This is a genomic window from Glacieibacterium sp., assembly GCF_965200405.1.
Classification (GTDB): domain Bacteria; phylum Pseudomonadota; class Alphaproteobacteria; order Sphingomonadales; family Sphingomonadaceae; genus Glacieibacterium.
Window position 1 is genome coordinate 3,427,859 of the sequence record NZ_OZ241356.1, and the last position, 15,672, is coordinate 3,443,530.

Genomic DNA, 15,672 nt, shown 5'->3' on the forward strand with positions numbered 1-15,672 from the left:
CGTCGCATTGATCTGCGACCCCTCGAACTCCTTTGCCGTGCCGGTCGAGACTGGTGCCATCGACCTGCACCTGCATCTGGCGGAACTCGCCAACCTGACGCCTGGCTTGCCGTTCCTGCGCCATGCCGAGGTGGTGATCGTCGAGGTCATGCTCGACCGGCCCGGCAACATCCAGCTGTTCGAGCATTTCGCCGCCGGCCAGCACGCCCCGGTCATCGCCGCCTGCCGCGGCCTTACAGTGTCGGGCACGCGAGCCCTGATCCGCGCCGGCGCGATCGACGTCGTACCGCTGCCGCTGGAGCCTGCCGATCTCGACCAAGCCATCGACGCCGCCCGACGCATCATCGCCAGCCGGCCGATTTCGGCCGCCCCCAGTGGCCGCGTCATCAGCTTCTTCCGGGCCGTCGGCGGCGCCGGTGCGACCGTCATCGCTTCGCAGGCCGGCTGCATGTGGGCGGCCAATCATTCGACCTGCCTGATCGACCTCGACGTGCAGTTCGGCGCCGCCGCGCTCTACCTCGACATGCAGCCCAATCTCGGCCTGCTCGACCTGATCGAGGCCAAGGAGCGGCTCGACACCACGCTGTTCCAGACCATCGCGGCACGGCACAGCTCCGGCCTCCATGTCATCGCGGCCCCGCCCGAGATGGTGCCGCTGGAGATCCTTACCCCGGCCCTCGCCGGCCAGATCCTTGCCACTGCGGCACAGCTGCACGAGATCGTCCTCGTCGACCTGCCCGCCGCCTGGACCAGCTGGTCGCTCGCCGTGCTCGACCGTTCGGACGCCGTCTGCCTGGTCACCAACCTCAGCGTTCCCGGCTTGCGGCAGGCGCGACGCCAGCTCGACGTGATTGAGGCCAATGGCCTCAAGGTGCCGATCCACATCGTCCTGAACCGCGTCCCATCCAAGATGTTTCGCACCATCGACATGGGCGATAGCGAGCGAGTTCTGCGCCGCAAGGTCGACATCACGATCACCAATGACGTCGCCACGGTCACCAACGCCATCGACCAGGGCCGGCCACTAGCCAGCGTCAGCTCCAAGACACGCGTCGAAAAGGATCTCGCCATGCTCGTCGCCCGTCTCGGCCAGACGGTGGTGGCATGATCTGGCCGACCCGCAAGGGTGGCGCAGTGGCCGCGGCCCCGGCACTGTCGGTGGTACCATCACCCGCCGTCGAAACCCCTGCCCCGCCGGTCCCGAAACTGGTCGTCCCGACCCGTGCCGACCGGCAGACCGATCTCAAGGTCGATCTTCACCAGCGGCTGATCGAGCGCATCAACCTGTCGGCGCTCGAGACCATGACCCGCGAGCAGATCAGCAGCGAGGTCAGCGATATCGTCCAGGACATGCTGGTCGAGCAGAACCATGCCTTGAACTTCGCCGAGCGCCGCGAGCTGGTCGACGATATCCTCGACGAATTGCTCGGACTGGGGCCGCTGGAGCCGCTGCTCAAGGACCCGACGATCACCGACATCATGGTCAACACCTGCAACGTCGTGTTCGTCGAGCGGCGCGGCAAGATCGAGGAGGTCAAGACCCGCTTCAAGGACGACCGCCACCTGCTGCGGATCATCCAGAAGATCGTCGGCGCCGTCGGCCGCCGCATCGACGAGAGCTCGCCGATGGTCGACGCCCGGCTGGCGGACGGCAGCCGGCTGAACGCGATCATCCCGCCGCTCGCGGTCGATGGCCCGCTGCTGTCGATCCGGAAGTTCTCCAAGACCCCGATCGATATGTCCAAGCTGGTCGGCTATGGCGCGCTGCCGCAGGAGGCGGCGGAGGTCCTGCTCGGCATCGTCGAGGCGCGGCGCAACGTCATCATCTCGGGCGGCACCGGCTCCGGCAAGACCACCATGCTCAATGCGCTGTCGGCGGCGATCGACGGGTCGGAGCGGATCCTGACCATCGAGGATTCGGCCGAGCTCCAGCTGCAGCAGCGCCACGTCGTTCGCCTGGAGACCCGCCCGCCGAATATCGAAGGTCGCGGCGAGATCAGCCAACGCGAGCTCGTCAAGAACGCACTGCGGATGCGTCCCGACCGGATCGTGCTGGGCGAGATCCGCGCCGGCGAGGCGTTCGACATGCTGCAGGCGATGAACACCGGCCACGACGGCTCGATGACCACCGTCCACGCCAACACGCCACGCGACGCGCTGAGCCGGATCGAGCAGATGATCGGCATGAGCGGCATCGACATCAGCCCGAAATCGGCACGCGCACAGATCGCCGCGGCGATCCATGTCGTGCTCCAGCTGGCCCGGCTAAGCGACGGCTCGCGCCGAGTGATGTCGATCAGCGAAGTCACCGGTCAGGAGGGCGAGACCGTGCTGATGCAGGAGATTTTCCGCTATACGCGCACCGGCGTCGATGAAAACGGCAAGGTTCTCGGCCACTTCGAGGCAACCGGGATCCGTCCCAAGTTCATGGAGCATTTGCAGGCGCGCGGTATCAAGCTGTCTCCCGACCTGTTCGATCCGACCCGGAAGCTGTTGGCCTCGACATGATGATGGTCGTCTATCTGCTGACGTTCCTGTCGGTCGTCCTCCTCGCCGAGTTCGCCTTCGGCCGCGTCCGGGCCGCCGCGGGAAACAAGCACGTCAATCGTCGCCTTGGCCTGATCGCCGGCGGCAAGTCCCGCGACGAGGTCCTGTCGCTGCTGCGCCGCTCGCAATCCGACGGTCCGGCGCGCCCGCTGATTACCCCGTTGCTGGAATGGCTCGAGCGCCGTCTCGGCCAGGCCGGCATGCAAGTCAGCGCACGAACTTTCTTGACCGGGATGCTCATCGCCACCGTGGCCATCGGCATCGTCTTCCCCGCGCTGGCGCAGCTGTCGGGCAAGTTCAACTCAGTCGGGGCGTTCGCCGTGCTGCTGGTGTTCGCAGTCGCGCTCGGCTTCGGCCTGCCGATCATGCACGTCAACAACAAGGCGGCCAAGCGTATCAAACTGTTCGATTCGCAATTTCCGGTCGCCCTCGACATCTTCGTCCGCGGCCTGCGCGCCGGGCATCCGGTCTCGTCCGCGCTCGAACTGCTGACCACCGAGATGCCCGACCCTTGCGGATCAGAGTTCGGGATCGTCATCGACGAGACGAATTACGGCCTCAACCTGCGTGAGGCGCTGGTCAACCTGTCCGACCGAATCGACTCCCAAGATGTGCAGATGTTCGTCGTCTGCGTCTCGATCCAGAGCGAGACCGGGGGCAACCTGGCCGAGATTCTCGAGGGCCTTACCAAGGTCATTCGCGAGCGTGCATCGATGGTGTTGAAGGTCCGTGCGCTGTCGAGCGAAGGCAAAATGACCGGCACCATGCTGTCGATCCTGCCGGTGTTCACCTTCACCATTACCTTCATCAGCTCACCCAATTTCTACCTCGACGTTGCCGGCGATCCAATGTTCATGCCGGGCTTCGGCATCATCCTGACGCTCTATTTGCTGGGCATCCTGACCATCAAGAAAATGGTCAATCTGAAGGTTTGAGATGGGGTCGATGCTTTCCCAGATAGTCTTGCTGGCCCTGGTCTTTGCGGCCGGTTGCCTGGTGTTCCTGGCGCTGGCACCGCTGTTCGCGCAACGCGTCGACCTGCGCCACAGGTTGGCCGGCACCGCCGCCGTGGCCCAGGTCAAGCAGGCCAGCCTGCGCCATTCGGCAGCGCCGTCGATCTGGGAGCGGCTGGTCAAGCTGGTCGAGGCTCGTGGCGTCTCGCTGACCGACGCCAAGTCCGACCTGCTCAGGGGGCGGCTGATCCAGGCGGGCTATTATCAACCCTATGCGCCGCGCCTGTTCATGCTGACGCGCGTCGTGCTTACGCTGTTGCTGCCGTCGATCATGGCAGCCGTGCAGATGTCCGCCGCCGTTCCGCCATCGCCGGGCCGGCTGTACATCTACATCGCGCTGTCCGCGGTTGCCGGCCTGTACGCGCCGGGCTGGTATGTCGGGCAGCGGTCCAAGAAGCGCGCCAACGAGATCCTCAACGGCTTCCCCGACACCCTCGACCTGATGCTGGTCTGCGTCGAGGCCGGCCTCGGCATCGATGCCTGCTTCCAGCGCGTCGGGGTCGAGGTCCGGCGGTCGCACCGCCTGTTGTCCGAGCAGTTCGAGATCGTTTCGCTGGAGCTGCGCGCCGGGCGTAGCCGCGCCGATGCCCTGCGCGGCCTGATCGTCCGCACCAACGTCCCCGAGATCGCATCGTTCGTGACGCTGATCATCCAGTCCGACAAGCTCGGCTCGAGCATCGGCCAGGCGCTGAAATCCTATGCCCTGGAGATGCGCGAAGGTCGCAAGATGCGCGCCGAGGAGAAGGCGCACCGCCTGCCGGTGATGATCTCGATCCCGCTCGTCGCCTTCATGCTTCCGACGATGATCTCGGTGCTGCTGCTGCCCGGTATCATTCTGGTCAAGCGCGACCTGTTGCCGAGCCTCGCGGCCTCCAAATGAACGCGCTGGCAGCAGCGTCGGCGATCGCAGCGGCAGGCTGCGTGATCGCGGCTGCAGTGCAGGACGTCCGGCGCTTCGAAATCGCCGATGGCCTGTCGATCGCCATCGTCCTGCTATTCCTGCCGTTCGCCGCGAGCCAGGTGCATGGCTGGGAATGGGCCTACCACGCCGCCGCGGGAGCAGCGATCTTCGCTGTCGGCGTCGGACTGTTCGCGATGAACTGGATGGGCGGCGGCGACGTCAAGCTGCTGGGCGCATGCGCATTATGGGCCGGCCTCGACGGATTGCCGACCTTGATGCTGGGCACGATGCTGGCGGGCGGCGTGCTGGCCTCGGTCGCGCTGGTCGGGCGGCGGCTAGCCGGCAACGACAGCGGCCATGCTTATCCGGGTCTGCGTGCCGGCGGGCCGATCCCCTACGCGGTCGCCATTCTCGGCGGTGTCGCGACCTGGGCAGCGACGATCTTCAGCTGAAGCGGATTCAAGGCCCGACGAGCAGCATCAGCACACCCAGGCCGATCGCCGCCCCGAGCTGAAGCCCGACGGTCAGCAGCAGCATGTCGGCGAAGGGTTGCTTGCGCGTCTTGTGACGCAACCGGAGCCGCGCGGCGATCGCACCGATCGAGCCACCCATCGCCGCGATGATCAGCAATCGCTGTTCCGGAATCCGGAAGCCGCCGTTCAGGGCGCGAGTCTTGTCGGTTGCATAGGCATAGTAAGCGGTCACGTTCATCACGATGAACCATGCCAATATGAACCAGCCCGTCACGCACTTCTCCCCGCCCACGCCTACACGAACCGGCATTTCTCCCAGCCGGCTCCAGGCGGTTTTGCCATGCCAATGGTAATATTACATTAACGCTTTGAACTTTACCGGTATCGCGATCCTTTTGACCCGCAGCGTGGTTCACATTTCCCAACATCGGAGTTTTGCGATGCGTATCATCCTCTTAGCCGCCGGCCTCGCCTCGACCATGAGCCTTAACCTGGCGCCGGCTCAGGCGCAGGGGGTCGAGGACCTGCCCGATCGTCCGATCGCTCGCAGCGAAGTGCTCGCGGTGGTGAAGCGGCAATTCGCGGCGATGGACACCAACCGCGACGGGACCATCAGCCCGACCGAGTTCGACACCTACCGCGCCCGCACCGAAGCCGGTTCGGCAGCCGGGACCTCCGGGCTGGCCGCCTTCGATCATCTCGGTCGCCACTGGTTCGAACGCGCGGACGAGAATGGCGATGGGCGTGTCACGCTGCCCGAAGCACAATCCCGTCCGCTCAAGCTGTTCGACATGGCCGACACCGACGGCGATGGTGTCGTCAGCCGCAGCGAGCAGCAGGTCGCGGCCCTGCTGATGTCGCTTGGCGGCCGTTAGAACGCGGTCCTGACCCCGACGGTGACCACGCGCCCGATCGGGTTTCCGGTGAACTGGTCGTAGCCGTTGGCGCTGTTGAAGAACGACGGATCCTTGTCGAAGAGGTTGGTCGCATCGACGAAAACCAGCGCTTTGCTCAGGAAGTTCGGGATCGTGTAGGAAACGTGGACATCGACGGTGCTGTTCCCCTTGACCTTGTCGCCGCCGCCGGTCGGATTACCCTGGGCGTTCCGTGTCAGCAGCGCCACCGTCGATGCCGAGTAGTTGCGGAATGCCCCGACGTAGTTGAGGTAGGCGTCGATCGCGACACCCTCATACTCCCAGCCGACATTGGCGCGGCCCTGGACCTTGATCGACGGGAAGGTCGAGTTGAAGCCGCTGCTGTTGAGGATGCTGAACTTCGCCGTGCTGCCGACCTGCTGGTCGAACTTGGTCAGGTAAGTCAGCGAGTTGCCGATGGCGAAGCGCCCGATGCCGGTCGTCCGCGCATAGCTCGCGTCGATGTCGATGCCGCTGACATACAGGTTCAGGACGTTCTTCGAGCGGTTGTCATAGATGTAATAGACCGGCGTCGGCAGGGTGCTGGTCTGCGGAAAGCCACCGGTCGCCGCCGCGATCTGCGCCGGGGTCGCGCCGGCCGGGAAGATCGTGAACAGCGAGTTCAACTCCGGTGCGCCGACTGCGAGCGACGGGATCGGCGCGGTGATGCCGCCCTTCACCTCGTTGTTCCAATAGGTCACGCCGACCCGGAAACCCGGCACGAAGTCGGGCGTGAAGTCGCCGCCGATGGACCAGGTCTTGCCCTTTTGCGGCACCAGAGTGGAGCCGCCGCCGCCTGTCAGGTTGAGTCCCTGGATCGCGGCAGTGCTGATTGTGCAGGTCGTTGCCGGGGCCGCGCAGCCAGGTAGCTGGGCTGCCAGCGGGAACTGCGAGATCGGCAGGATGATGTTCTGGTTGTTCGACGTGGCGAAACCCGACTCGCCGGTCAGGCCGAAGGCATTGATGCCGCGGTTGGTCGGCTGCGGCGCCACGAACGACTTGGCGAAGTTGCCGCGTAGCTTGAGGCCTCGGATGACTTCCCAATTGGCCGCGATCTTGGGGTTCTTGGTCGAGCCGACGTCGCTGTAATCGTCGACACGGCCGGACAGGTTGACGGTAAAGGCGCGGACGCCGGGGATTTCCATCTCCTCGTCGATGATCGGCACCAGCAGCTCGGCAAAGGCGGACTTAACAGTGCGGTGGCCGTAATCGAACACCCGGCGCGACGATCCGGTCGAGGACGGCCCGATGTTGAGCGAGGCGATATGGATGGACTTCTGCCCGTACTGGACCCCCTCGATACCGGCCGCGACTTTGACGTCGCCGCCCGGCAGGCTGAACAGCGAGCCCGAGATCTGCAGCTTGCCCTGTTTGATCGTCTGCCGCGCATTGATGTTCGAGCCGCTATCGGTGAGCTGCGAGATCAGCGCCGCGGAGCTGCGGTTGGTCGCCTTGGGATTGAACGGGTCGAGGGCGTTGGCGGTGGTCAGGGGCTGAGTGACGATCTGCCCGGTCGATGGCACCGAGATCGTCGTCAGGCTGCCGCCCTGGTTGGTCGTGCCGTTGAGCGCCAGCGTCGCGCAGCTGACGCACAGTCCGCCGACCGTTTCCACGAACGCGTTGTCGATGCCGAAGACGCCGTCGAGCGTGACGCGCCAATTGTCGTCGATCTTGTACTCGGCGTTGGCGTGAACGTAGAAATCCTCCGCGCCCGCGTCGGTATAGGCACCGGGACCCAGCAGTTCGTCGGCGTCGAAGCGGACGGTTTCGGAGGTCGCGGTGCTGCCGGGAACACCGACATAGAATGGGTTGATCTGCGTGCCGCGACCGCTGCCGGGACCAAAGACTGTCGCAGTCACCGAGCCGCGCGAGTTGAGGGTGCGGTTGCGACGGTTCGAGTAGACTGCATCGACCTCGAGGCTGAGCTTGTCGCCGACTTCCTGGGTGATCTTGATCATGCCGTTGTTGCGGATTTCCTGCGGCAGCAAGTCACCGAGGCCGGTGTAATCGCAGAATGCATTTACCGCGGCATTGGTCACGCCCGGACCGGTATAAGGGCTGGCGTAGATCAGCGAGCTGCCGGTCGGCTGGATCGTCGCGGGGGCGCAGGCGAACGTCGCCATGTTGGTGCCGCCCTGCGGGAGGTGGTTGCGTGCCGTGAAACTGCGGTCGCCCGACAGCAGGTTGCTCCGGCGCGAATAGGTGTAGGCGAAGAACGCCGACCCGGTGTCCCACGACTTCCCGGCCAGGACGCTGCCGTTGTAGGTCTTGTAATTGTCGGCGAAACCAAGCTGCCCCGAGGCTTCGAAGCCGTCGAACTTCTTGCGGGTGATGAAGTTGATGACGCCCGCGACGGCGTCCGAACCATAGACGGAGGAGGCACCGTCGGCGAGGACTTCGACCCGCTCGATAGCGTTTGTCGGGATCATGTTCGGATCACCGAGTGCGTGGGTGACGCCGGTCAGTGGGATACGGTGGCCATCGACCAGGATCAGCGTCGTCGTCGAGGCGCTGCCGCCGAGTGCGTGGATGGTCGGCGCGTTGGTCCCGGAATTGTCGTTCGACTGGAACGCGCCCTGCCCGGCCGATCCCAGGCCGGTCACGGCCGGCACCGACTTCAGGATCTGCTGGACCGACTGGGCCGGCGTCGACTGGATCTGGGCCTGGCCGACGCTGATCAGATTGGAGCCGACCGGTGGCGCGCCGCGGATGCTCGATCCGGTAACGACGATCTCGTCGGCTGCTTCGGGAACACTGTTCGGGGCGCTTACCGTTGGCGTCGCTACCTGCGTCTGAGGTGGGCTCGCGGTCGCGGCAGGGGACTGTGGCAGTGCATCACCAGGCGCAGCGGCAGCTTGTGCAAAGGCTCCGGTCGCCGCTGAAAGAAGTGCCAACCCGCTTACGCCAGACAGAATAATCCCGTGATTTAAACGCATAGCGATCTTCCCCTCTTGTATTGTTACATTGCGGGTACGCCGCTGGTAAAAGTGTGTCAATACGCCGCACAGAGAGAAGTGCATGCTGCAGATGCGAACAATATCAACAAGTTGTTCGGCACTCAGTAAGGGATACTTTGGCCTGATGACATATCCGGACCGGATGACGATCTCTCATTTCCGATAGTCTTCGTTAATGGGACCGCTACCAATCCCCGTAAGCCGTCAAGCCTATCGGCGCCGAGACTGAACTTTCGTGATCGCGCGTTCCTGACGTGGAGCGGTAGCTCAAGTGTTACGACAGCCTTGTGCGTGAAAAAGGCGCAACATTTGTGGCCCACTGACGCAGTCGGGGAGCGATGTGATCGGTCACATAACCTCCGCGAATGTGCTGGTTACCGCGCTGTCCTACTCTGAATATCCATGTCATGCCTCCTTGCTGGCCTGATATCTGGGCCGTCAGAGGGTCTGATGCTCCGATGTGTCCTTGCCGGTCATCGCTCCCTGTCGGAAGATGTTCTTGCCTCAAGCTTTCGCCTGACTTCGCCGATGGAGAACAGCTGACATGGTCCAATCGTTGATAAGCGTCGTCGTTCGCATCGATCCCGGTCAGGTAGAGGCTTGTGAAGCCGCGATCGTGGCCCGGCTGGGAAACCCTGCCGGTGCAGTTCGCGCCCAGATGGACGGAACCCCGGGCACCGAGTTCGTTCATTTCGCCAGCCTGCATGCGATCCGCTCTCACAAGCTGGATCGGGCTTTCCTCGTTCTCGAAATTTCGGCGGACGGAGCCCCCAGGGCCGTGCTGGAAGAACTGGCGCACCGCGCCGGTGATGCGCTGCTGCCGATCTTCCAGGTCGCCAGCCCGGCGCTGGACCGGTCCGGCCTGGGCGCGTTTCTCGACGAGCACCGGATCACCCCCGGCTTCGGCTTGTTCCAACTGCCCGGCCTCGCCTTTTCCGGAGAGCCGGGAATGTCCGTTCCGCAGGTCAAGCGCGAAGCGCTGCTCGCGGCGGAAGTCGCGCGGTTGATCGGTGCTCAAGGCGAGGCCGCGACCTCGCTGGCGCGACTGGAGATGGTCAAGACTGCGCTGGCGAAGGATGCAGCGTGGAACTGGACGCTGGTGCCGCCGCCCCCCGCCCCGCCACACCCGACCCGCGCGCCGACGCTTTTCGAGCAGGCCAGTGCACTCGGACCAGCCTTCGTGGGGGTATTCCTGTGGCCGGTGCTGCTGATCGCGGTCCCCGTCGCGGCCTGGCTCGCATGGCCAGTCGCCTGGCACTCGCGAGCCGCGGCGGTCGTCTTCTTCCTGTTGAACACGCTCGGCCTGGTAGCGCTTGCGACGATCGTGGTGCTGGTCGCCGGTTATCTGCTGCTGCGCCGGGGCGAGACGAACGACCGGCCATCCGATGCCGCGCCGACCCTCGGCAGCAACAGCCTGATGTTCGCCCGCGAGAATGCTTCGGGCTACGCGCACAACCACATGATGTCACACACCGTGCGCAAGCCCGGGCTTGTTCGCGCCGTGACCCTGCGACTGGCGTTCTTCGCCGTAGCAAAGCTGACCGCGCTCAATCCGCGCCCGGGCTTCCTCGGCGACATCGGGACCATCCACTTCGCCCGCTGGATCACCATACCCGGGACGCGCGACCTGCTGTTCTTCTCCAACTACGGCGGCAGCTGGGAGAGCTATCTCGAGGACTTCATCACCCGTGCCCATGCCGGGCTGACCGCGGTTTGGTCGAACACCATCGGATTCCCGCGAACCAAGAACCTGTTCATGAATGGCGCGACCGATGGTGAGCGGTTCAAGCGCTATGCTCGTGCCAGCATGCGACCGACGCCGTTCTGGTACAGTGCCTATCCGCTGCTAACGACGGCGAACATCCGCACCAACGCGCTGGTTCGCCTCGGTTTGCGGGCAACGACCGAGGCCGAGGCGAACGAGTGGTTGTCGCTGTTCGGTTCAAGTCCGCGACCCGCCGCCAAGCTCGACACGACGCAGATCCAAAGCATCGTCTTCGGCGGCCTCGGCTTCAAGCCGGAGGGGCGGCTGGTCACCGTTCAGCTGGGTACCGACGTGGCGCAGAACCAGGCTTGGCTCGCCGCTCTGCTGCCGATGCTCGCCTTCAACGATGGACGCTACATCAAGGCCGACGCGGTGGTGACGCTGGCGTTGACCCCGACCGGACTGGCGCGGCTGGGGCTGACGGCGGCGGCGATCGAGACTTTTCCAGCGGCCTTTCGCCTCGGGATGCGCGGCGAGGGCCGCGACCGCATCCTCGGCGACGACCCCGGCGCAGCCGGCTGGTGGTGGAAGACCGAGCCGGTCGAGGCCTGCCTGCTGGTGTACGGCGACACGACGGCCGCGGTTGCTGCCTGCATCGAACGCATCGCGACTTCGCTGGCCCCGGTCGGCAGCATCGCCGACAGTATCGAGCTGGTCCGGGTCGGCGACCATCTCAGCGACCGCAAGGAGCCTTTCGGCTTTGTCGACGGTGTCTCCCAGCCGGCGATCCGCGGCACCTATCGCGGCCTGCGCAACGCCGACCCGATCCACCTGGTCGAGCCGGGCGAGATCATCCTCGGCTATCCCGACAACCGTGGCAGTGTTCCGCCTGGGCCGATGCTCGACGCAGTCGCCGACCCGGCGATGATGTTGCCGATCGCCGGCGAGACCCACGGCTTCACCGAGACGATCCGCAGCAATCCCCGCGAGATCGGACTCAACGGCAGCTTCCTGGTGGTTCGCCAGCTCGAGCAGGACCATGACGAGTTCTGGTCCTACTGCGCCGGCGAGGCCGCGCGTCTCGACGGGCGCTTCCCCGAGCCGGCGATCTGCGATGCCGAGTTCATCGCCGCCAAGTTGATCGGCCGCTGGACCGACGGATCGTCGCTGGCGCGCAATCCCTACATGTCGGCGACCAGGCTGCGCGAGCTATACGCCGGTGGGCAGGGAGCATTGCCGAGCCGCGAGAAGACGAGTCCCGCCGCACCTGCCGCGACACCAGTCGAGACCGCCGACCGCGGCCCCGGCGACGATGGCGACGGGCCCGGCGACAAGCTGATCGTCCCGGACAACGATTTCCTGTTCGGGACCGAAGACCCGCAGGGCCTGCGCTGCCCCTATGGCGCGCATGTCCGCCGCGCCAACCCGCGCGACAGCCTCAGTCCCGGATCGAACGAGCAGATCGGCATCACCAATCGGCACCGCATCCTGCGCATCGGCCGTGGCTTTGCCGCCCGCGACGACCGCAAGTCCGGGCTGATGTTCATGTGCCTCAACGGCGACATCGAGCGGCAGTTCGAATTCATCCAGCAGACCTGGATGGGCAGCGTCAAGTTCCACGGACTCGACTGTGAAACCGACGCGATCGCCGTCGCGGGCAAGACCGGCAGCAACGGCTACACCATCCCGGTCCGGACCGGCCCGGTATCGCTGAGCCCCCTGCCCCGCTTCGTGACGTTGCGCGGCGGCGGCTATTTCTTCGTCCCGGGCCGCCAGTTGCTACGCTATCTCGCGCACGGCGGAACGACGCCCGGCAGGCCCGGAGCATAGCCATCGCCGAGATTCAGCCGCAATTTTGGAATCTTCGGGTCGGACCCGATCCCTGCATCATTACGTAACCTTTTCAAAATACACGCCGTTCCGCGATCCGGTACGACCTCCGAGCCAGACGCAGAGCCGTCCGCCTTAGCCCCCTGCTGGTGGGCGGCTCGAACCTGTAACGACGAGTATGCGTATGACTCCAGCGCCCGACCGGGAGTATTTCCTCGTACTAGCCAAGCTTCACCGGCAATTGGCCGACGAGGCCACCGACTCCGAAGTGCGCCGCCTGAACGACAAGCTGGCGTATCGTTACCAGCGACGCGCCGAAAAGTTAAATTTGTCGGATTCATACAATCCGCCCGACGACCCTTCACACACTATAAACTCGTGATCGCGATGGACCTTCTCGAGTGGCTCAGGGCACATCAAGCCGTGGCAGGCCTCGCGGGCACGGTTATCGTCGTCATGGCGATCTCGATCAGTGGACATCGCCACGCGACGGCAATGACGAAGCTGCCGACCAACTGCGAAGCCGCTGGAGGGGACTAGCCCGTGGAACGCCAGGATGAAGCTCTAAAGCAATTCGCCGATCTACCCGATCTGTCGGTCTATCGACTCGCGCGCGGCCGCCGCAGCATCGCGGGCTATGTCAGCCGGGTCTTCGGCATGCGCTCGTTGCTCACACCACCGGCCAACGATCGCAAGTGAACGCCGCTCGGCGTCACGCTTCATGACGGACGCGGTGCCGGCCTAGCTTTACGCCAGCCCCATTGTGGACACACCCCGACAGCATTAGCTGGTGCTGCATTCGAGGTTGATCCCAGGACACATGGCGCGGCTCCTCCATTTCCTATGCCTTTTCGGGCTGTTGACCGTCGCGGCTCCAGGCGGCGCGGCACCGTCTTCGTTCGACCTGCTCGGCCCCCGGCTCGACGTCACCGTGCAGCGCGGCGACCGGACGCTGCCGCTCGAATGGGTGCCGAACCTGAGCGAAGGCGACCGCGTTACCATCAAGCTCGACCGGCCCAAGACGCGGAACGAGCGCTATCGCATGGTCGCTGCGTTCCTGCGCGGCGCCGTCGACCGCCCGGCCAAGGACTGGTTTCACCAGGCGGAAAGCTGGAAGCCCAAGGGCAGCGAACTGTCGCTGGTCGTGCCCAAGGGCGCCGAGCAGATGGCGATCTTCGTCGTTCCCGAGAGCGGCGGCGGCACCAACGCGATCATCGGTGCGGTCCGCAAGCAGCCCGGCGCCTTCGTCCGCGCCGTGCAGGAGCTCAACCAGGCATCGCTCGACCGCGCCCGGCTGGATGCCTTCCTGCGCGAGATGCTCCAGGCCGAGCGTGAAAATCCCGCCAGCGTCAACGCCGCTTCCCAGATCCTGACGCGCAGCCTGTCGATCAAGCTCAAGGCCGAATGCCTGCAACAGCCGGTCGAACTCCAGGCCGCGTGCCTGACCGGCGACCGCGAGACACTGTTGCTGACCGACACTCACAGCTCGGCGCTGGCCGACACGCTGGCCGGAGCGCCGACCGACCTGGCGTTCCAGCTCAGCGCGACGCCGCAGGCCGGCTATGGCTCGTACAGTTCCTACATCGGGGTCGTCCGCGACCTGTTCCGGCTGTTTGGCGCCTTCCAGTCGACGCAGCTGCAGTTCATCCCGGCGCTGGTCCAGATGGGCGGCGGCCGCGCGACGATCCTGCTCAACACGCCCCTGTCCTTCGCCAAGCCGACGTCGGTGATGGTGGTCGCGATGCCCGCGATCGAGGCGCCCAAGCCGCCGCCGCTGCGCCGCACCGAGCCCGACCTGGCCCTGTGCGCCCTGCCCGGGCTGGTCCTGCCGGTCGAGGGCGCGCCACTCGTTTTTGCCACCCGCTATGCGCACAACACCATGATCCGCGTGACCCGCATCGACGGCACGGTGGTCGAGGTACCGGTCGAGGCCGATCCACGCCGCGGCGGCTTCGTGATGGCGGATGGCCTGCCCAAGGGCGGCTTCGCACCGTCGATCGAGGGGCAGCTGCACGGTGACTGGGGTTTTGCGACCTTCGACGGACCGACGTTCCAACTGTCCACGGCGCAGGCCGGCGACTGGAAGCCGGCGGAACAGACATCGCTGGTCGTCGGTCGGTCGAACGAGGTCACGCTGCTGGGCGGCGGTGCGGGTTGCGTCAAGCAGGTCGGCATGCGGCGCGGCGACGGCCCCGTCCAGCCGGTCGCGTGGAAGCAGTCCGGTCCCTCGGGTATCGTCGCGACCCTGCCGCTGAACAAGACCGCGCCGGGACCGGTGTCGATCGTCGTCGAGGGCGTTACCGGAACGCCGCCGGTGACCCTGACGCTGACGGCGCTGCAGGAGGCCGGCAGCCTCGACGAGCTGGTTTTCCATGCCGGTGACGAAGAGGCGGTGCTGACCGGCTCGCGCCTCGACCAGGTCAAGACCGTGACGCTGGCCGGGTTGGTATTCCAGCCCGGCGTGCTGACGCGTGTCGACAAGCAGGACCGCCTGACCCTGGTCCCGAACGATCCGGCAGCGGCGCGCGCCATCGCCGCAGGCCGGACGGTGACCGCCGACGTCACCTTTGCCGCGGGACGCCACAAGAGCCTGGCGGTGACCGTCGAGCTGCAGCCGGTCGGTGCGACGCTGCTGCGGATCTCGGCCCAGGCGCCGCCGCGCGACGGCACCTTGCCGATCGCGTTGCGGACCGAAGGCGTCTTCGCACAGGACACCCGCCTGACCTTCGCCTTCCACCTCGAAGCGCCGACGCCGCTGAGCGGCCTGGAGAGCATCGAAATCGGCACCGCCGACGGTCGCGCGACAACCTCGATCGGCGCGGGCAAGGGATTCGACCTGCAGGACAGCGCGACCGGCATCGTCACCTTCGATCCCGCCCGGGTGCTGGGCCCGTTGGCCTATGGTGCTCTGCGCTTCCGCGTGGTGCGCGACGGCACGGCTTCGAGCTGGACCCATCTCGCGACCATCGTGCGCTTGCCCGAGGTCCGTCGCATGACCTGTGCGCGAAGCAGCGGCTGCACTTTGGTGGGCGACCGCCTGTTCCTGATCAAGGCGATTGCGACGAACGAGCAGTTCGAGCCGCTGCAGGAGGTTCCGGATGGCTTCGTCGACAGCGAGATCAAGACGCGCCCGGCTTCGAATGGCCGCCTGTTCCTGCGCCTGCGCGATGCCCCCGAGGCGGTCGCGACGCTGACGGCTCAGTGACCCGGTGTCGGCGTTCCGGTCCCCGCGGGCGGACTGAAAGCTGAAAGTCGTTCCGTCACAAAAAAGCTGTCGGGACGTTAAGACTCTAGAAGAAAATCAATGACATACAGGCCTCGCAGTATCGAGG

The 15,672-nt window shown here is 65.5% G+C and carries 11 protein-coding genes; 9 read left to right on the forward strand and 2 right to left on the reverse strand.

Annotation, left to right across the window (positions count from 1 at the left end; genetic code table 11):
* The first annotated feature begins 7 nt into the window (after positions 1 to 7).
* The 5 genes from ACOFKW_RS16155 to ACOFKW_RS16175 are packed head-to-tail and all read left to right on the forward strand — an operon-like array spanning position 8 to position 4,913.
* The gene (locus ACOFKW_RS16155) at positions 8 to 1,108 is read left to right on the forward strand and encodes an AAA family ATPase (RefSeq protein ID WP_419815147.1); all 1,101 of its coding nucleotides are present in this window, start codon (positions 8 to 10) and stop codon (positions 1,106 to 1,108) included.
* The gene (locus tag ACOFKW_RS16160) at positions 1,105 to 2,508 is read left to right on the forward strand and encodes a CpaF family protein (RefSeq protein WP_419815148.1); all 1,404 of its coding nucleotides are present in this window, start codon (positions 1,105 to 1,107) and stop codon (positions 2,506 to 2,508) included. The genes ACOFKW_RS16155 and ACOFKW_RS16160 overlap by 4 nt, the downstream gene beginning before the upstream one ends.
* A complete protein-coding gene (locus ACOFKW_RS16165) occupies positions 2,505 to 3,482 on the forward strand; it encodes a type II secretion system F family protein (RefSeq protein ID WP_419815149.1) in 978 nt (325 codons plus the stop codon). The genes ACOFKW_RS16160 and ACOFKW_RS16165 overlap by 4 nt, the downstream gene beginning before the upstream one ends.
* 10 nt (positions 3,483 to 3,492) lie before the next feature.
* On the forward strand, positions 3,493 to 4,440 hold the full coding sequence (locus tag ACOFKW_RS16170; RefSeq protein ID WP_419815150.1) for a type II secretion system F family protein: 948 nt from the start codon (positions 3,493 to 3,495) through the stop codon (positions 4,438 to 4,440).
* Positions 4,437 to 4,913: an A24 family peptidase gene (locus tag ACOFKW_RS16175; protein WP_419815151.1), complete on the forward strand. Its 477-nt coding sequence runs from the start codon at positions 4,437 to 4,439 to the stop codon at positions 4,911 to 4,913. Before ACOFKW_RS16170 ends, ACOFKW_RS16175 begins: the two co-directional genes overlap by 4 nt.
* A gap of 7 nt (positions 4,914 to 4,920) precedes the next feature.
* Here ACOFKW_RS16175 and ACOFKW_RS16180 read toward each other — a convergent pair whose 3' ends face one another.
* Positions 4,921 to 5,244 carry a DUF1294 domain-containing protein gene (locus tag ACOFKW_RS16180; RefSeq protein ID WP_419815152.1) on the reverse strand — a complete coding sequence of 108 codons (324 nt, stop codon included), beginning with the start codon at positions 5,242 to 5,244 and terminating at the stop codon, positions 4,921 to 4,923.
* Positions 5,245 to 5,374: 130 nt separating this feature from the next.
* Between ACOFKW_RS16180 and ACOFKW_RS16185 the strand changes: the two genes are divergently transcribed.
* Complete coding sequence (locus ACOFKW_RS16185) at positions 5,375 to 5,809, forward strand: EF-hand domain-containing protein (protein ID WP_419815153.1); 435 nt, start codon at positions 5,375 to 5,377, stop codon at positions 5,807 to 5,809.
* On the opposite strand, the gene ACOFKW_RS16190 is transcribed toward ACOFKW_RS16185, so the two are convergent.
* The gene (locus ACOFKW_RS16190; protein ID WP_419815154.1) at positions 5,806 to 8,742 is read right to left on the reverse strand and encodes a TonB-dependent receptor domain-containing protein; all 2,937 of its coding nucleotides are present in this window, start codon (positions 8,740 to 8,742) and stop codon (positions 5,806 to 5,808) included. The two genes, ACOFKW_RS16185 and ACOFKW_RS16190, sit on opposite strands and share 4 nt — an antisense overlap.
* 721 nt (positions 8,743 to 9,463) lie before the next feature.
* On the opposite strand from ACOFKW_RS16190, the gene ACOFKW_RS16195 reads away from it, so the two are divergent.
* From ACOFKW_RS16195 to ACOFKW_RS16205, 3 genes are all read left to right on the forward strand, one after another.
* The gene (locus ACOFKW_RS16195; protein WP_419815155.1) at positions 9,464 to 12,340 is read left to right on the forward strand and encodes a Dyp-type peroxidase; all 2,877 of its coding nucleotides are present in this window, start codon (positions 9,464 to 9,466) and stop codon (positions 12,338 to 12,340) included.
* Between the two features lie 543 nt (positions 12,341 to 12,883).
* The gene (locus ACOFKW_RS16200) at positions 12,884 to 13,039 is read left to right on the forward strand and encodes a hypothetical protein (RefSeq protein WP_419815156.1); all 156 of its coding nucleotides are present in this window, start codon (positions 12,884 to 12,886) and stop codon (positions 13,037 to 13,039) included.
* Between the two features lie 121 nt (positions 13,040 to 13,160).
* Positions 13,161 to 15,545 (forward strand): hypothetical protein, encoded by a 2,385-nt coding sequence (locus ACOFKW_RS16205; RefSeq protein WP_419815157.1) that lies wholly within the window; start codon positions 13,161 to 13,163, stop codon positions 15,543 to 15,545.
* The last annotated feature ends 127 nt before the right edge of the window (positions 15,546 to 15,672 follow it).